Source organism: Bradyrhizobium ingae, assembly GCF_055791185.1.
The window spans coordinates 40759-56659 of the sequence record NZ_JBVUBB010000021.1 but is presented as its reverse complement, the minus strand read 5'-3'; the positions used below and the strand labels follow the sequence as shown (position 1 = coordinate 56659).

General features: G+C 63.8%; 17 protein-coding genes. 9 read left to right on the top strand and 8 right to left on the bottom strand.

Annotated elements, in window-relative coordinates; translation table 11 throughout:
- Positions 1 to 80: 80 nt before the first annotated feature.
- Both ACV1FX_RS26250 and ACV1FX_RS26245 read left to right on the top strand, forming a co-directional pair.
- The gene (locus ACV1FX_RS26250) at positions 81 to 356 is read left to right on the top strand and encodes a GNAT family N-acetyltransferase (protein ID WP_473120467.1); all 276 of its coding nucleotides are present in this window, start codon (positions 81 to 83) and stop codon (positions 354 to 356) included.
- A gap of 254 nt (positions 357 to 610) precedes the next feature.
- Positions 611 to 1009 (top strand): VOC family protein, encoded by a 399-nt coding sequence (locus tag ACV1FX_RS26245; protein WP_473120466.1) that lies wholly within the window; start codon positions 611 to 613, stop codon positions 1007 to 1009.
- 117 nt (positions 1010 to 1126) lie between these two features.
- Here the strand turns inward: ACV1FX_RS26245 and ACV1FX_RS26240 are convergent, their stop codons facing one another.
- On the bottom strand, positions 1127 to 1567 hold the full coding sequence (locus ACV1FX_RS26240; RefSeq protein ID WP_473120465.1) for a DUF3597 domain-containing protein: 441 nt from the start codon (positions 1565 to 1567) through the stop codon (positions 1127 to 1129).
- Positions 1568 to 1904: 337 nt separating this feature from the next.
- On the opposite strand from ACV1FX_RS26240, the gene ACV1FX_RS26235 reads away from it, so the two are divergent.
- Together ACV1FX_RS26235 and ACV1FX_RS26230 are read left to right on the top strand one after the other, a co-directional pair.
- Positions 1905 to 2804 (top strand): DUF2189 domain-containing protein, encoded by a 900-nt coding sequence (locus ACV1FX_RS26235; protein WP_473120464.1) that lies wholly within the window; start codon positions 1905 to 1907, stop codon positions 2802 to 2804.
- Between the two features lie 193 nt (positions 2805 to 2997).
- Complete coding sequence (locus ACV1FX_RS26230; RefSeq protein WP_473120463.1) at positions 2998 to 3822, top strand: lytic murein transglycosylase; 825 nt, start codon at positions 2998 to 3000, stop codon at positions 3820 to 3822.
- A gap of 56 nt (positions 3823 to 3878) precedes the next feature.
- Here ACV1FX_RS26230 and ACV1FX_RS26225 read toward each other — a convergent pair whose 3' ends face one another.
- On the bottom strand, positions 3879 to 4139 hold the full coding sequence (locus tag ACV1FX_RS26225) for a hypothetical protein (RefSeq protein ID WP_473120462.1): 261 nt from the start codon (positions 4137 to 4139) through the stop codon (positions 3879 to 3881).
- A 732-nt stretch (positions 4140 to 4871) separates the two neighbouring features.
- Here ACV1FX_RS26225 and ACV1FX_RS26220 point away from each other — a divergent pair.
- The 4 genes from ACV1FX_RS26220 to ACV1FX_RS26205 all read left to right on the top strand — a co-directional run bounded on the left by ACV1FX_RS26220 (position 4872) and on the right by ACV1FX_RS26205 (position 8960).
- A complete protein-coding gene (locus ACV1FX_RS26220) occupies positions 4872 to 5024 on the top strand; it encodes a DUF1127 domain-containing protein (protein ID WP_473120461.1) in 153 nt (50 codons plus the stop codon).
- Positions 5025 to 5146: 122 nt separating this feature from the next.
- Positions 5147 to 6574 (top strand): methylenetetrahydrofolate--tRNA-(uracil(54)-C(5))-methyltransferase (FADH(2)-oxidizing) TrmFO, encoded by a 1428-nt coding sequence (gene trmFO, locus ACV1FX_RS26215; RefSeq protein ID WP_473120460.1) that lies wholly within the window; start codon positions 5147 to 5149, stop codon positions 6572 to 6574.
- A gap of 7 nt (positions 6575 to 6581) precedes the next feature.
- Positions 6582 to 7676: a serine/threonine protein kinase gene (locus ACV1FX_RS26210; protein WP_473120459.1), complete on the top strand. Its 1095-nt coding sequence runs from the start codon at positions 6582 to 6584 to the stop codon at positions 7674 to 7676.
- Positions 7677 to 7781: 105 nt separating this feature from the next.
- Positions 7782 to 8960, top strand: a complete 1179-nt coding sequence (locus ACV1FX_RS26205) for an aminotransferase class V-fold PLP-dependent enzyme (RefSeq protein ID WP_473120458.1) — start codon at positions 7782 to 7784, stop codon at positions 8958 to 8960.
- Positions 8961 to 8979: 19 nt separating this feature from the next.
- Here the strand turns inward: ACV1FX_RS26205 and ACV1FX_RS26200 are convergent, their stop codons facing one another.
- From ACV1FX_RS26200 to yajC, 6 genes are read right to left on the bottom strand one after another with little or no spacing between them, the layout of a single operon-like run.
- Complete coding sequence (locus tag ACV1FX_RS26200; protein ID WP_473120457.1) at positions 8980 to 10245, bottom strand: threonine ammonia-lyase; 1266 nt, start codon at positions 10243 to 10245, stop codon at positions 8980 to 8982.
- Positions 10246 to 10290: 45 nt separating this feature from the next.
- Complete coding sequence (locus tag ACV1FX_RS26195) at positions 10291 to 11151, bottom strand: phytoene/squalene synthase family protein (protein ID WP_473120456.1); 861 nt, start codon at positions 11149 to 11151, stop codon at positions 10291 to 10293.
- Positions 11148 to 11531, bottom strand: a complete 384-nt coding sequence (locus tag ACV1FX_RS26190) for an Mth938-like domain-containing protein (RefSeq protein ID WP_458145407.1) — start codon at positions 11529 to 11531, stop codon at positions 11148 to 11150. Before ACV1FX_RS26190 ends, ACV1FX_RS26195 begins: the two co-directional genes overlap by 4 nt.
- 59 nt (positions 11532 to 11590) lie before the next feature.
- A complete protein-coding gene (secF, locus tag ACV1FX_RS26185) occupies positions 11591 to 12616 on the bottom strand; it encodes a protein translocase subunit SecF (protein ID WP_473120455.1) in 1026 nt (341 codons plus the stop codon).
- A 16-nt stretch (positions 12617 to 12632) separates the two neighbouring features.
- Entirely contained in the window at positions 12633 to 14237 is a 1605-nt protein-coding gene (gene secD, locus ACV1FX_RS26180; protein ID WP_473120454.1) for a protein translocase subunit SecD, read from the bottom strand.
- 46 nt (positions 14238 to 14283) lie between these two features.
- A complete protein-coding gene (yajC, locus tag ACV1FX_RS26175) occupies positions 14284 to 14637 on the bottom strand; it encodes a preprotein translocase subunit YajC (protein ID WP_458145410.1) in 354 nt (117 codons plus the stop codon).
- A 181-nt stretch (positions 14638 to 14818) separates the two neighbouring features.
- On the opposite strand from yajC, the gene ACV1FX_RS26170 reads away from it, so the two are divergent.
- The gene (locus ACV1FX_RS26170; RefSeq protein WP_473120453.1) at positions 14819 to 15790 is read left to right on the top strand and encodes an ATP-binding protein; all 972 of its coding nucleotides are present in this window, start codon (positions 14819 to 14821) and stop codon (positions 15788 to 15790) included.
- Positions 15791 to 15901 lie beyond the last annotated feature (111 nt).

The following is a 15901-nucleotide window of genomic DNA, read 5'->3' as shown; positions in this document are numbered from 1 at the left end:
CTTGTCCCTTGGTCGCGCCTTGGCAGAGGCGGGTTCACACGCCTAGATCAGGGCTTGAACGACTGACGAGAAGGATTGGCATGTCGGCATCGGTACGCGACAACAAGGACAAGAGCCGCTTCGAGCTCGATGTCGGCCATGAGGTCGCCTTCGCCAATTACCGGCTGACGCCGTCGGCGATGATCATCACCCACACCGAGACGCCGCGCGCGCTACGCGGTCGCGGCATCGCATCCGACCTGGTCAAGGGTGCGCTCGAATTGATCCGGCGCGACGGCAGGAAGGTGGTCGCCGGCTGCGGCTTCGTCGTCGACTATCTCGACAAGCACCCGGAATATGCAGATCTCGTTGGGTAAGACCCGACACTGGGCCGCATATCCATCGACCTGGTTGCGCAACGCTGCGCAGGCAATGTCAGCCTTACCCCGTGAGCAACTAAGCTCGCGCGGCGGCGCACCGTGTCGCGATGGACCAGAGGCTGCTGTGCCCTTCTGACAAAGTGTCGGTGCTGCATCGATGCTGGGATTGCTGCTGACAGTATGCTGTCAGCAGCACGGCGTTACGGGTCAGGCGTCGCGCGATGCGCAGGAGACCTACAGGAGACTACGCTGTGAGATTTGCTTCAACTCGTCTGATCGCTGCAGACATCAAGGGGCTTGTCGACTTTTATGAGAAAGTGACCGGCAAAACGGCCGAGTGGCTGGCGCCGGTATTCGCCGAAATAGTCACTCCTTCGGCAACGCTCGCTTTTGGTGGCGTCGAGACGGTGGCGCTATTCAAGGAAGGGAGCGCGGAGCCCGCCGTCAACCGTACCGCTATTATCGAGTTTCAGGTCGACGATGTGGAAGCTGAATTTGCGCGGCTGAAAGATCACGTCGAAGTGGTGCATGAGCCGAAGATGATGCCCTGGGGAAATCGCACGGCCCAGTTTCGAGATCCCGAAGGAACGCTCGTGAGCCTTTACACGCCAATCAGCGACGCTGCCAAAAAACGATTTGGATCGCGATGAAGCGCGACCGGGGACGGATGCTTGCGTCAATCGCGACATGGTTGCGCGTTGATGAGTCCACGCACAAAAAAAGGCCCGCGATTTGCGGGCCTTTTTCCACGCCGACGGCACTTACCGTCAGTGCTTGATCTCCGGCGGCAGCTTGCCGCCATTGGCGGCGAGCTTGGACATGACCTGCTTCTGCAGCCAGACGTTCATGGTCGCGGAATCGTTGGTGTCGCCGGTGTAGCCGAGTTCCTTGGCGAGATCCTTGCGTGCAGCGAGGCTGGAATCGATGTCGAGCGCCTTCATGAGGTCGACGATCGAGGTACGCCATTCCAGCTTCTCGCCCTTGTGCGCGGCGACCGCCTTGTCGACGATCGCGGCCACGTCCACGGTCTGTGCGGGAGCGGCGGATGGCGCAGCGGAAGGTGCGGCCGACGGCGCAGAAGCTGAAGGAGTGGAGCCTGAAGGAGCGGAGCCCGCCGGCGCTCCACCGGAGGTCGCGCCCCCGGTCGGCGCAGCCGCGGCAGGATGGCTGCCGAAGATCGCGCTGACGATTTTACCGAAAATGCTCATGTATGCTCCCCGAAAAAGATCCGTTGAAAGGGTCTCAGGTACCAACCTGTAGACCAAGTTTCTGTGCCGCGTCCGCTGCTTGCGCGAGGCATGTCACAGCATCAGCTTATCTGCGGCGAAATGACGACCGAATGACATATTCGCGGTTGCACTGCGACATCGAATTTCACCCAAGCGTGAGGGACAGCCCCTGCGAATGGGAGTACGCTTTCCATCTCAGTTCGCGATCCCCTCCGTTCTTCGCGTCTGGTCTGGAATCGCGATTGTCTGGAAAATAGCGGCCGCTTGCGCCGTTGCCGGCGCGGCATTCGGCCGCGCCGCAAGGGAGCAAGCGACCATGGCCACACTCTACCAGGGCAATGTCCCTATGGCCCAGCCTGCTGACGAGGCTGGCCCGATCATCCGAACCATCCAACTGTCCGATCTGCATGACGCGCTCAAGCGCGGCTGGGAGGATTTCAAGGCGGTGCCGAGCCACGCCATCATCCTCTGCGTCATTTATCCGGTGCTGGGCCTCGTGCTCGCACGCATCGCCATGGGCTATTCGGTGATACCGCTGCTGTTCCCGCTGGCCGCGGGTTTCGCGTTGATCGGCCCGTTTGCGGCGCTCGGTCTCTATGAACTCAGCAGCAGGCGCGAACGCGGCGACAACGCCAGCGCCTGGGATGCCATGGACGTGCTTCGCTCGCCCTCCTTCGGCGCCATGCTCGGGCTCGGCACACTCCTGCTCGCGCTGTTCGTGACCTGGGTTGCGACCGCGCAGGCGATCTACGTGGCGGCGTTCGGCTATGAAGGCGTCACCGGCATTTCCGACTTCCTCAAGCACGTCCTGACGACACCGCAAGGCTGGTGGCTGATCGTGGTCGGCTGCGGCGTCGGCTTCCTGTTCGCGCTGGCCGCGCTCTGCATCAGCGTCATCTCGTTCCCGTTGATGCTCGACCGGCACGCGACCGCCGGCGAAGCCATGGTGACCTCGCTGCGCGCCGTGGCGAAGAACCCGGTGCCTATGGCGGCCTGGGGCGTGATCGTCGCGGTGCTGCTGGCGCTGGGAACCATCCCGGCGTTCCTCGGTCTCGCCGTCGTCATCCCCCTGCTCGGCCATGCCACCTGGCATCTCTATCGGAAGGTGATCGTGTCCGATCCCAACGCACGGCATGACGCTCCGCCGCCGCGCCCGCGCAAACCGGCGGCGGATTTCCCCGCCAACCTGTTCCCCTGGCGGAATCGGTCGGAGTGAAACGGAAATCACGTTGCTGCGAGTCCGCCGGTTGATCGCTTGCGGACTCGCCCAATATCGTTCCTTTAACCCTGCTCTTGCTTGAGCAGACGCCACGGGCCCCCCACCGGTCCATGGGCCTTGTTTTAGCCGCGGTTGGAACCGACATTCCGCACCGCCGGTCATACCACTTCATGGAAATCGATTTGCTCGAATGACCCCGACGATCTCTCGTCTCGCCCTCACAGCCTTTGCCCTCACTGCCTCGATTGCCTCAGCCGGGCCCACGCTCGCGGCGGTCGCCTGCGGTTCGGGCAATTTCGATGCCTGGATTGCCGACTTCAAGACAGAAGCCGCCGCCAAGGGCATCTCGCAGCAGGCGATCACGGCCGGCCTTGCCGGCATCACGCTCGATCAAAGCGTGCTGTCCCGCGACCGTTCGCAAAAGGTCTTCAGCCAGAGCTTTGAGGAGTTCTCCGGCCGCATGGTGCCGCCCCGCATGCAGCGCGGCTCCAACATGATGAAGCAATACGGCTCGGTGCTGTCGCGGATCGAGCAGACCTATGGCGTGCCCGGCGAGGTGCTGGTCGCCATCTGGGGACTGGAGACCGATTTCGGCGTCAATACCGGCAAGTTTCCGACGCTGCGCTCGCTCGCGACGCTTGCCTATGACTGCCGGCGCGCCGAGCAGTTTCGCGGCGAGCTGATGGACGCGCTGCGCATCGTCCAGCGCGGCGATCTCGCGCCGAACGAGATGAAGGGTGCCTGGGCCGGCGAGCTCGGCCAGACCCAGTTCATGCCGTCATCCTGGATGAAATATGCCGTCGATTTCGACGGCAATGGCCGTCGCGATCTTCTGCATAGCGCGCCCGACGTGCTCGCTTCGACGGCCAATTATCTTGCGAACTACGGTTGGCAGCGCGGCAAGGACTGGGAGCCTGGCGGCCCCAACTTTGCAGTGCTCCAGCAATGGAACAAGAGCGAGGTCTACGCGAAGACGGTCGCCTATTTCGCGACCCAGCTCGCACGCGCCCCCTAGGAAGCTAAAAATAGGGGCCGATCGCGTCGCGACCGGCCCTCCTTGGTTCCCTGGCGTTACTTGCCCGCGGTGGCGTGCATCGCCTTGTTGAGGTGCGCACCGCAAACACCCATCTTGCCGTTCAGCAGCGCATCCTGGGCCGCAGCAATCTCCTTCTGCGCGGTGAACTTGCTGTCACCGTCGGACATGTTCTCGATCGCAGTCTCGGTTTGCTCGAGATTGGACGAGCTGCATCCGCCCATCTTCTTCGCGGCCTGCGCGGGAGCGACGGCGAATGCGACGGCAGCAATTGCGATGACCCCTAGTAACGTCTTCATTGTTACCTTCCTTATATTGTTGCGCAGCCCGACATCATTGCCGGAATCTGCGGATCAGATTGTTCGTCGACCGCTGCAAGTTTTGAGAATGAATTCCGCGCGAGAATTGCGTGATGTTGCGCGGCGCGCAGAGCCTCATGCGAAATTTCTGATTTTCATTACAACTCTGTAATTTGGCCATCACACGCTCGGCGTGTGTGCGTCGCAGCGAAAGATGATGCGAGGCGCAGTCTGGTCCCTCGGACCGGAAATCGGCGGCCCGTGAACGAGTCTAAGTCGGAATCGATGCCGGCTCCGACCTGAGCAATCTTCGCTTCCACCCTTGAAGCCCCCTGACGCCTCGTCTCCTCGCCAGCCGCTTCAGATGACAAAATAGTGAATTTAAAATCAGTTCTATGAATCATAATGCATGCGATTCGCGCATACGAAGGATAAGGCATTAATTCCGCCTGGCGGCTTGCAGCGGACACAACGCAACATATTTCCGTAACGAATAAAGCTCACAGAAACTGTTAAAACCCGTGGTTTCACGGGGCGTTATCGCGCTTTATGGGGCACGGCTTTGGCGAATGGCTGGGAGCGCCAACGGGTTAATCGTCCCTTACCGGCGCTATGCGCTGACCGCTTAGCTGCATCGCAACATCGGAACTTCTGCAGTGCAGCAGTCCGACCTATATTCATTTCAACGATGACGCCCAGGTCAAGGGTTGAATCGAACTACAGGAGACTACCATGCTGCTCTCGCTCATTCGTATGATCCACGCGTTCCGGGACTATCAGCGCAATGTCGCTGAACTCTCGCAGCTCAGCGATCGCGAGCTGGCCGACATCGGCCTCGACCGTTCGGACATTCCGCGCGTTGCCGCCGGCGCCTTCAAGGGCTGATTGGCCTTCACGGACCGGACGAACCGATAGCGCCCGCTTCGTGCGGGCGTTGTCGTTTCTGGGGTGAGAAACGCCATCTCGGCGATTCCACTCGACACTGAAAAGCGCTACCTGTCGCGCCCATGACAGGATCTCATTCCAAGACCGTACACATCATCGGCGCAGGCCTTGCCGGCTCCGAAGCCGCCTGGCAGGTTGCCAGATCAGGCATATCCGCGGTGCTGCACGAGATGCGGCCGAGCCGCATGACCGAGGCTCACCGCACCGATGGGCTCGCCGAGCTCGTCTGCTCGAACTCGTTCCGCTCCGACGATGCCGCCAACAATGCCGTCGGCCTCCTGCACGCCGAAATGCGCCGGCTCGGCTCGCTGATCATGCGCGCGGCCGATGCGAATCAGGTTCCCGCAGGTGGCGCGCTGGCCGTCGACCGCGATGGATTTTCCGCGGCCGTCACCAAGGCGCTGAACGAGCATCCTTTGATCGAGATCGCCCGCGGCGAGGTCGCCGGCCTGCCGCCGGTCGATTGGGACAACGTGATCGTTGCAACCGGTCCCCTCACCTCTGCGCCGCTGGCGGACGCGATCCGCGAGCTGACGGATGAAAACGCGCTCGCGTTTTTCGATGCGATCGCGCCGATCGTGCACCGCGACTCCATCGACATGTCGGTCGCCTGGTTCCAGTCGCGCTACGACAAGGTCGGTCCCGGCGGCAATGGCGCCGACTACATCAACTGCCCGATGACGAAGGAGCAGTATGACGGCTTCGTCGCCGCGCTGATTGCCGGCGAGAAGACCGAGTTCAAGGAGTGGGAGACCAACACGCCCTATTTCGACGGCTGCCTGCCGATCGAGGTGATGGCCGAGCGCGGGCCCGAGACGTTGCGTCACGGCCCGATGAAGCCGGTTGGGCTGACCAATCCGAACGATCCGACGACCAAGCCGTATGCCATCGTGCAGCTGCGCCAGGACAACAAGCTCGGCACGCTCTACAACATCGTCGGCTTCCAGACGAAATTGAAGTACGGCGAGCAGCAGCGCATCTTCCGCAGCATTCCGGGCCTTAAGAATGCCGAATTCGCGCGCCTCGGCGGCCTGCATCGCAACACCTTCCTCAACTCGCCAAAGCTGCTCGACGGCCAGCTCCGGCTGCGTGCGCAACCGCGGCTCCGCTTTGCCGGGCAGATGACGGGCTGCGAGGGCTATGTGGAATCAGCCAGCGTCGGCCTGATCGCCGGCCTCTATGCGGCGGCGGATGCGCGTGGCGAGCAGCTCGCGAGCCCGCCGGCGACGACCGCGCTGGGATCGCTGCTCGGCCACATCACCGGCGGCCATATCGAGACCATCGAGCCGGGCACGCGCTCGTTCCAGCCGATGAACATCAATTTCGGCCTGTTTCCGCCGCTTGCCGTCCTGCCGACCAAGAAGCCTGACGGCACGCGGCTGCGCGGCAACGAGAAGACGGTGGCCAAGAAGCAGGCGCTGAGCGCCCGCGCGCTCGCCGAGCTCGATCGCTGGATCGCCGATCACCAAAACATCGCCGCAGCGGCGTGAGCCTGTCATGAACCTACCCAAAGAAGACGCCACGGTGCTCGCGGCGCGCTGGACCGAGGGCGTACTCCTGAAGCGCGACGTGTTCTCGACTGTCGAGCGCGGCCGTTTCGGGAGTGAGCGTGGAGAGGTCGATGCGGTGCTGCGCCGGCTCGATGAGGTGCCGTGGTGGTCGTTCGTGCTCGCGCGCCATCTGTTCGCGCGCGAGAAACACGCGCTGGCGCTCGCGAAGGGCCTGAATGTCGGCCCCGAGCTGCTATGGGCCGGCCGACGTGCGCTGGTCCGCGGCTTCGTCGACGGCGTTGCGCTGCATCTGGCCAAGCCGCACGGCAATGTCGCCTATTTCCGTTCCGCCAAAGACGCGCTGCGCCGGCTGCGCCGCGCCGGCATCTGCCACAACGACCTGGCGAAGGAGCAGAACTGGCTGGTCGGCCGCGACGGCCGCGCCTATGTGACCGACTTCCAGCTCGCCGCCTGCTTTGAGCGTCGCGGCCGGCTGTACCGCATTCTTGCCTACGAGGACCTCAGGCATCTGCTGAAGCACAAACGCTCCTATGCGCCCGAGGCGCTGACGCCCAGGGAGCGCAAGATCCTCGCGAAGAAATCCTTTGCCGCCAGCCTCTGGCTCGCGACCGGCAAGAAGGTCTACCGCGCGATCACCCGCGGTCTCTTCAATTTCACCGACCGCGAGGGCGGTGGCCGCCGGCTCGTCAACGACGCGCCCGTGCTGGCCGACTTGATCCGCAAGAATCCCGCCGTGCGCGATACTGCCATCGTCGCCTTCGCCGACCGCCGTTCCGGCGTCGGGCTCTACGCCTTTGTCGAGGCCGACCAGTCGGCGCTCGAAGACCAGCTTCGTAACGAGCTTACGGCTGCGAAGGGGCCAAAGCCGCCCGAGCACATCCAGATCGTGCACGCGCTGCCGCGCGATGCCGGCGGCAAGCCGCGCACCGAGATCCTCCAGCTCGTGGCGATGAACCAGCTCGATCTGATCGAGCCGATGATGACGAGCGACCAGGACCGCGCGTTCCTCAAGGACATCCTGGAGCAGCGCAAGAACTTGCGCGACCGGTTCAATTTCGAAGCGGATCTGCCGGCGAGCTGACAGTCTGTGCTCGGCCTCGGCATCTGAAACCAAGCCGGGCCATCTTGCTCGCATTCCTCGACGCGTCTAATTCATGCACGACGATCGCGAAAAGCGGAGGCGTGGGTGATCGACATCGACCGAATACGTGCCGACACGCCGGCCGCTGACCGGCTCGCCTATCTCCATAACGCGGGCGCTGCTCTCATGCCGGCACCCGTTGTCGCGGCGATGAAAGGGCATATCGATCTGGAGAGCGAGATCGGAGGTTATGCCGCCGCCGACCGGGAGTCCGATCGGCTCGAAGCAGTCTATGGCTCGGTGGCCTGCCTGCTGAATGCTGCCCCCGATGAGATCGCCCTCGTGGAGAACGCGACGGTTGCCTGGCAGATGGCGTTCTACGCGCTTCAATTTCGTAAGGGCGATCGGATTTTGACCGCCGAGGCGGAATACGCCGCCAACTATGTTGCGTTTCTTCAGGTCGCAAAGCGCACGGGCGCGGTCATCGACGTGGTGCCGAGCGATGCCAGCGGCGAGCTCGATATCGAAGCGCTCGAACGCATGATCGACGAGCGGGTGAAACTCATCGCCATCACCTGGGTTCCGACCAATGGCGGGCTGGTCAATCCCGCAGCGGCAATCGGCAAGATCGCGCGAGCGCACGGCATTCCCTATTTGCTCGACGCCTGCCAGGCGATCGGCCAGATGGCAGTCGATGTGGAAGCCATCGGCTGTGACATGTTGTCGGCCACGGGCCGCAAATTCCTGCGCGGCCCGCGCGGTACCGGCTTTCTTTATGTCCGCAGGGCATTGATGCAGCAGCTCGAGCCACCGATGATCGATCACTTCGGGGCGCCCTGGATCTCGCGCGATGAATATCGGCTGCGCGACGATGCGCGCCGCTTCGAGACCTGGGAGAACAATTACGCGGCCCGGCGCGGCCTCGGCGCCGCTATCGATTATGCCCTTGAGATCGGCCTCGGCCCTATCGAGCAGCGCTGCCGCATGCTCGCGGACCGTCTTCGCAGCGGCCTCGCTTCCATTCGTGGCATCACCATTCGCGACCTCGGCCGCGCGCCGAGCGCCATCGTAAGCTTCACGATGGACGGGCATGAGGCGGACGCCATTGTGCGCAGCGCCGCTGTCGCCGGCATCACCATCGGCGCTTCACATCCGTCCAGCACCCGCATCGATGCCGAAGCACGCTCGCTGCCGGTAGTCGCGCGCGCATCCCCGCATTATTACAACACGGAATCCGAGATCGATCGGCTGATCCGCCACCTCGCGAGTTTGACGCCGCGATAGCACGCGGGGCGCGCCTCCCTCACGTGCAGCGCGCGCTCAGGCCGGATGCACCGAGCTTGGCCATGACTTCGTCGAGATGCGCGGCGTCGCGCGTCTCGATGACGAGCTGAAGCAGCGTCGCCTTGGCCGGCAGGTCGGAGAACGTCCGCTGGTGCGAGACCTCGATGATGTTGGCGCCCGCCTCCGCCAGCAGCGCCGCCACCGCGGCAAGCTGGCCCGGTCTGTCTGGGATATCGAGCGACAATTGCGTCAAGCGCCCCTCGCGCGCGAGCTCGCGGGTCAGCACCGAGGCGATCAGCCGCGTGTCGATATTGCCGCCGCTCAGGACGAGACCGACCTTCTGGCCGGCAAAGCGCGAGGGATCGCTCATGGTCGCCGCAAGTCCGGCGGCACCAGCGCCCTCCACCACCGTCTTCTCGATCGAGATGAGGGTCGCAACGGCGCGTTCGAGCTCGGCCTCGTTGACCAGCGCGATGTCGTCGACGAGGCGGCGGACGATCCCGGTCGTGATCTTGCCCGGCGACTTCACCGCAATGCCTTCGGCCAGCGTATCGCCGCGCGCGGGCAGGTTGCCATCATGGATGGCGTTGTACATCGAGGGATAGAGCCACGCCTCGACGCCAAGAACTCGCAAGGACGGCTTGAGCGCCTTGGCGGCAATGGCAATGCCGCTGATCAAGCCGCCGCCCCCGATCGGGACGACCAGCGTATCCAGCTCCGGCACCGCCTTGAGCATCTCGAGTCCGATCGTGCCCTGCCCGGCAATGACCAGCGGATCGTCATAGGGATGGACGAAGATCATGCCGCGCGCCTCGCCGTGTTCGCGCGCGAAGACGGCGGCTTCTTCCAGGGTCGCTCCGGTGACGATCACCTCGGCGCCGTGATGCCTGGTGTTCTCGATCTTCACCATCGGCGTGCCGACCGGCATCACGATGGTCGCGGGAATGCCGAGGCGCTTGGCGTGATAGGCAACACCCTGCGCGTGATTGCCGGCCGACATCGCGATGACGCCGCGTTGCCGTTCCTCCACTGAGAGCGCGGTCAAACGGTTGAGGGCGCCGCGCTCCTTGAACGAGGAGGTGAACTGCAGATTTTCGAACTTGAGCCAGAGATCGCAGCCGCAGATCGCGCTCAGCGTCCGGCTGTAATTGCAGGGCGTCTCGACGATGGCGCCGCGGACCACATCCGCAGCCGCGCGCACGTCGGCGAGCGTGACCGGAAGGCCGTCGAGGTCGACCGCCGGATTCGGCGTATCGTGCAAGGTGGTGTCGAGTGCTTCGGCCATGGGGCAATATACGGCATTTGACCGGCTGCCGCGATACGGGAGCCGCTATTTGGTAAATTGCCGCGACCGCGAGGCGCGCCAGAGCGTCCACAGGGTTCCTAACCGCGTCGGCGGCTGCGGCAGGAAGGGATTGCGATCCGCGCGGGACAGGCGCGCCAGGTCGCGGCCCGCCACTGCCAGCGGCAGGAACGCCAGCCTTGCCGGCGGCGGTATTTCCGCCAGCAGCGAGGTCGCCATCGCGACATGCTCTCGCGCTTCGCCGGCTAACTCGTCCAGGGCCGCGCGCAGCGCCGGCGTCTCCTTGCCGGCAAACACTTGCTCAATGGCGCTGCCATGGTTTTCTAGTGTCTGCTGCGGCACGAAGAGCTGGCGATGCGCAGCATCGCGCGGCAGGCTGGCGATCACCTGCACCATGCCCTGCGCGAGACCGGCGTGACGGGCAAGATGATCGACCGCCTCCGACGGCTGCGCGCAGATCCGCGCGGCAAGTGACAGCAGCGCCGAACACGTTTCGGTCAGATACCCCTCCAGCGCAGCCATGGTCGGCATCGGGTCATTGTAGAGGTCGAACTGATGCTCCTCGACCAGCCGCGACAAGGGATCGACCGGCAGATCGTGGTCGCGGATCGCAGCCAGAAGCTCGGCAGCGACGGGATTGCCCTCGGCGCTGCCATGGACGTGGCCGGCCAGCATGTCGGTCCACCATTGCAGGCGGATTTCGCCCGGCAGCGGCTGGGTCACCTGATCGCGGACGCGGACGATCTCGGCATTGAAGGCATAGAGCGCGAGCAGCGCGCGGCGTTCATTGGCGGGCACGAACAGGGTCGTTGCATAGCGTGCGAAATCATGGGTGCGCACGAGATCGGCGCAAAAGGCAGCATCAGCCGCTGACGCGCCGCCGCTCATGGCACCGCGATCAGAGCCGCCGCGACCCGTCGCCGCTCGCCGATCATGATGTTGTAGGTACGCACGGCTGGTCCGGTCTGCATCGTGTCCAGCACCACCCTCACCGCCTTCAACGCCTGGCGCAGCTCCGGCGGCGGCAACCAGACGCCGGCGCCGGTGCCGATCAGAAGCGTGTCGATGCTGTTGGCGGCGGCAAAGACCCGCTCCAGCGAATAACGGTCGATCTTGGCGGGGTCGGTCACGTCCCAGGCCCAGATCGCGTCGGGCAGGCACAGCAGCGAGCCGCGATGCGACATCCCGGCAAAGGCGAAGCCGCCCTTGCCATAGGCGTCGATCGGCGCCGAGCGCGGGAAATGTGGAGCGTTGGGATCGCCGGCCATGGGTTTCGTCCGAGTGGGCTACTGCCCTCGCAAACTCTTGCGAGGGCATGCGGTTCGGATCATGGCCGGTTTTTCTTGGCCGGCGTAGCCGTATCCACGGCGTCCTCGCGGTGCTCGCCGACGCCGAGATAGATCAGGATCGGGGCCGCGATGAAGATCGAGGTGTAGGTGCCGACCAGCACGACGCCGAACATCATCACCGCGGTAAAGCTGTGGATGGCGTGGCCGCCGAACAGCAGCAGCGCCAGCAAGGCCAGCGTCACCGTGACGTGGGTGATGATCGAGCGCGACAGCGTCGAGTTGATGGACTCGTTGAGGAGCTGGGGCATCGGCATCTTCTTGTAGCGCCGCAACATTTCGCGGATGCGGTCGTAGATGACGACGGTATCGTTGAGCGAGTAGCCGAGAATCGTCAAAAGCGCCGCGATGCTGGTCAGGTCAAAATCGACCTGGCTGATCGACATGAAGCCGATCGTCAGCACGATGTCGTGCACGTTGGCGATCATGGCGCCGAGCGCGAACTGCCACTCGAACCGGAACCAGAGGTAGATCAGGATCGCGCCGATCGCGAGCATCAGGCCGGCCATGCCCCAACCCAGGAGTTCGCCGGAGACGCGCGGACCTACCACCTCGACGCGGCGATACTCCACCGATTCGCCGAGAGCGCCGCGAACCTTGTCCACGGCGGCCTGCTGCGCCTTGTCGCCGCCCGGCTGCTCGGCCACGCGAAGCAGCACGTCGGCGGGACCGCCGAATTGCTGTAGCTGAACCTCGCCAAGACCCAGGCTGCCGAGGGTGCTGCGCATCTGCGCGAGGTCGGCTGTGCCCGACTTGGCGCGCACCTCCATCAGGGTGCCCCCCTTGAAGTCGATGCCAAAATTCAGGCCATGAGTGAAGAATAGCACGATGGCGACGATCGAGAGCGTCGCCGAGATCGGGAACGAGATGCGGCGAAACTGGGTGAAGTCGAAATGCGTATCGTCTGGCACGATGCGCAGCGACGGCAGAAGGCCGAGCACGCTGACCACGGTCAGCACAGCAATCAAGACGCCGAGAGAAATGAGAACGAGTTGAGTAGTGGTCACAGCCGGCCTCGAATTATCAAATCGGCACAGTCTTCGGCCGCTTCCACTGCACCCACCATGCCACGATCAGGCGGGTCATGGTGAAGGCGGTGAAGACCGTGGTGATGATGCCGATGCCGAGCGTCACTGCGAAGCCGCGCACCGGACCGGTGCCGATCATGAACAGCACCGCAGCGGCGATGAAGGTGGTGATATTGGAGTCGAGAATAGTCGCAAGTGCCCGCTTGAAGCCTGCGTCGATCGCCGAGATCGGGGTTCTCCCGCCGCGCAACTCCTCGCGGATTCGCTCATAGATCAGCACGTTGGAGTCGACCGCGATACCGACGGTGAGCACGATGCCGGCGATGCCGGGCAGTGTCAGCGTGGCGCTGAGCAGCGACAATAGGCCGAAGATCATTGCGACGTTGATACAGACGGCGATGTTGGCGAACACGCCGAACAGCCTATACGTCAACAGCATGAACACGACGACCATGATCGAGCCGACATAGGCGGCGAGCTCGCCCTTCTCGATCGAGTCCTGGCCGAGGCCCGGACCGACCGTGCGCTCTTCCACGACAGTCAGCGGCGCAGGTAGCGCGCCGGCGCGCAAGAGGATCGCGAGATCGTTGGCCGACTGCACGGTGAAACTGCCGGAGATCTGGCCCTGGCCGCCGGTGATCGGCTCGCGAATGACCGGCGCCGAGATCACCTTGCCGTCGAGGATGATCGCGAAGGGCACCCCAACATTCTCCTGGGTCGCCTGCGAGAACTTGCGCGCACCCGACGTGTTGAACTTGAAGCTGACGATGGGTTCGCCAGTGCGCTGGTCGAAGCCGGGCTGGGCGTCGGTCAGATCGCTGCCGGAGACGAGCACCTGCTTCTTGACCACGTAGCTGGGCGGCGGCGGCGTGGCGCTCGGCAGGAGCTCGGAGTCCGGCGGCAATCCGCCCTGCTGCGCTTGGTCCGGCGGCACCGAGGGATCGACCATGCGGAATTCCATCTTCGCAGTCTTGCCCAGCAGTTCCTTCAAATGGGTGGGATCCTGCAAACCCGGCACCTGCACCAGGATGCGGTCGTTACCCTGACGCTGGATGATAGGCTCGACGGTGCCGAGCTCGTTGACGCGCTTCTCGACGATCTGGATCGACTGCTCGATGGTCTTGCGCAAACGCTCGATCATCGCGGACTCCGGAATACTGAGGCGGATCAATCCGCCACCGGAATCGGCGACTTCAAGGTCGCGCTGACCGCTGGACCCCATAAGGCCGCCAATCGGCTGCGCAAGCTCACGCAACTTGGACAGTGCGGCCGGCACATCGGATTCCTTGGCGATGCGGACCTCGACCGCGTCATTGCGGACCGTGGGAGCGCCGTTATAGCCGATCTTGGCCTCGCGCAGCACGCGACGGACGTCGTCGCGGATCTGGTTGAGCTTTTCCTTCTTCACATAGTTGGAGTCGACCTCGAGCTGCAGAGAGGAGCCACCCTGCAAGTCGAGGCCGAGCACCAGGCGGCGCTGCGCCCAGGCGGGCCACGTCTTGACCTGCGCTTCGGGGAAGAAGTTCGGGACCGCGCAGAGGCACACGATCAGCGCAATCAGGATGATCCCTAGCGCCTTCCACCGCGTGAAATACAACATCGAGTGAACCTGTCAGATCAGAAGAATACGAGGCTCGAGCGAGCGATCAGCTCGCCGAGTCGTCCTTGGCGCTGTCCTTGGCCGGCTCGCCCTTAGCACGCACGCCGGAGATCATCTGGCGCATCTGCCGCACCCGCACGCCGTCGGAAATTTCGAACTCGATCTGGTCGTCGTCGACGACCTTGGTGACCTTGCCGACGAGGCCGCCCGAGGTCACGACCGTGTCGCCACGGCGGATGTTCTTCACGAGATCGGCATGGTCGCGCACCTTCTTCTGCTGCGGACGCAGAATCAGGAAGTACATGATCACGAAGATCAGGGCGAACGGCAGCAGCGACATCAACATGCTGTTGGTGTCGCCGGCGCCCGCGGCCTGGGCATACGCAGGGGTAATGAACATTCGGACGATCCTCGTGAACGGGAGAAGGCCGGCATTGCCCCCTTGAGGCAGCCGGGTCGGTCAAATTTCGCGCGGACTATAGCGGCAGCGGTCCCAATTGCAACGCTGCCAGACCGACGATTTGGCCACCTTGCGGGCGACCCTCAGGCCCGATAAGGCTGCATTCTCAGGAACTTCGGACATGCCCAGAAAACCAAGCAAAACCGCCGGCAGGAAGGCCACCAGCCTCCCCGCCAAAAAGCCCGCCCGCCTCGCGGCAAAACGACCCACGGCTGAAGCCACCGACCTCGCTCAGGACCGCATCGTGCGCGCGCTGGAGACCATTGCGGCGCACCTTGCGACCCAGCGGCCCGGGTCCGCCGCTCCCGTCTCGTTCGAGCGTGCCGACGCCTTCGTCTGGCATCCGGACGGCCGCCTCTCGGCGGTGCCGCGGGTCAGCCGCGTCGACCTTTTTCTGCTCAAGGGCATCGACCGGATGCGCGACATCCTGATCGAGAACACCGAGCGCTTCGCAAACGCCCTTCCCGCCAACAACGCCCTGCTCTGGGGCGCGCGCGGCATGGGCAAGTCGTCGCTGGTGAAGGCTGCGCATGCCAGCATCAATGCGGACCGGAAAGCCTCAGACAAATTGAAGCTGATCGAGATTCATCGCGAGGACATCGAGACGCTGCCTGCGCTGATGGAGCAGTTGCGCGGCTCGTCCTTCCGGTTCATCGTGTTCTGCGACGACCTTTCCTTCGACGGCAATGATGCGTCCTACAAATCGCTCAAGGCCGTGCTCGAAGGCGGCATCGAGGGCCGGCCCGACAACGTCATCCTCTATGCTACCTCCAACCGCCGTCATTTGCTCGCGCGCGACATGATCGAGAACGAACGGTCCACCGCGATCAACCCGGGTGAAGCGGTCGAGGAGAAGGTCTCGTTGTCGGACCGCTTCGGCCTGTGGCTCGGCTTCCACCGTTGCAGCCAGGACGAATATCTCGCCATGGTGCGCGGCTATTGTGGCCACTTCGGCATCGAGGTCGATGACGAGGCGCTGGAGCGCGAGGCGCTGGAATGGTCGACCACCCGCGGCTCACGCTCCGGCCGCGTCGCCTGGCAGTTCGTGCAGGAGCTGGCGGGGCGGCTAGGTGTGAAGCTGACGGGGAAATAAGTCGGAAGGTCGCGAAGTCCGAAAGTCGCGCCCCACTCACCACTGTCATTCCCCGCGAAAGCGGGGAATCCAGTATTCCAGAGACTTCGAGATTCGGCCCAACCGCATCCT

What these genes read in the sequence shown, in the direction of transcription:
- ACV1FX_RS26250 (WP_473120467.1), top strand. Translation starts at nt 81, where the DNA reads ATGTCGGCATCGGTACGCGACAACAAGGACAAGAGCCGCTTCGAGCTC.
- ACV1FX_RS26240 (WP_473120465.1), bottom strand. Translation starts at nt 1,567, where the DNA reads ATGAGCATTTTCGGTAAAATCGTCAGCGCGATCTTCGGCAGCCATCCT.
- ACV1FX_RS26235 (WP_473120464.1), top strand. Translation starts at nt 1,905, where the DNA reads ATGGCCACACTCTACCAGGGCAATGTCCCTATGGCCCAGCCTGCTGAC.
- ACV1FX_RS26230 (WP_473120463.1), top strand. Translation starts at nt 2,998, where the DNA reads ATGACCCCGACGATCTCTCGTCTCGCCCTCACAGCCTTTGCCCTCACT.
- ACV1FX_RS26225 (WP_473120462.1), bottom strand. Translation starts at nt 4,139, where the DNA reads ATGAAGACGTTACTAGGGGTCATCGCAATTGCTGCCGTCGCATTCGCC.
- ACV1FX_RS26220 (WP_473120461.1), top strand. Translation starts at nt 4,872, where the DNA reads ATGCTGCTCTCGCTCATTCGTATGATCCACGCGTTCCGGGACTATCAG.
- trmFO (WP_473120460.1), top strand. Translation starts at nt 5,147, where the DNA reads ATGACAGGATCTCATTCCAAGACCGTACACATCATCGGCGCAGGCCTT.
- ACV1FX_RS26210 (WP_473120459.1), top strand. Translation starts at nt 6,582, where the DNA reads ATGAACCTACCCAAAGAAGACGCCACGGTGCTCGCGGCGCGCTGGACC.
- ACV1FX_RS26200 (WP_473120457.1), bottom strand. Translation starts at nt 10,245, where the DNA reads ATGGCCGAAGCACTCGACACCACCTTGCACGATACGCCGAATCCGGCG.
- ACV1FX_RS26195 (WP_473120456.1), bottom strand. Translation starts at nt 11,151, where the DNA reads ATGAGCGGCGGCGCGTCAGCGGCTGATGCTGCCTTTTGCGCCGATCTC.
- ACV1FX_RS26190 (WP_458145407.1), bottom strand. Translation starts at nt 11,531, where the DNA reads ATGGCCGGCGATCCCAACGCTCCACATTTCCCGCGCTCGGCGCCGATC.
- secD (WP_473120454.1), bottom strand. Translation starts at nt 14,237, where the DNA reads ATGTTGTATTTCACGCGGTGGAAGGCGCTAGGGATCATCCTGATTGCG.
- yajC (WP_458145410.1), bottom strand. Translation starts at nt 14,637, where the DNA reads ATGTTCATTACCCCTGCGTATGCCCAGGCCGCGGGCGCCGGCGACACC.
- ACV1FX_RS26170 (WP_473120453.1), top strand. Translation starts at nt 14,819, where the DNA reads ATGCCCAGAAAACCAAGCAAAACCGCCGGCAGGAAGGCCACCAGCCTC.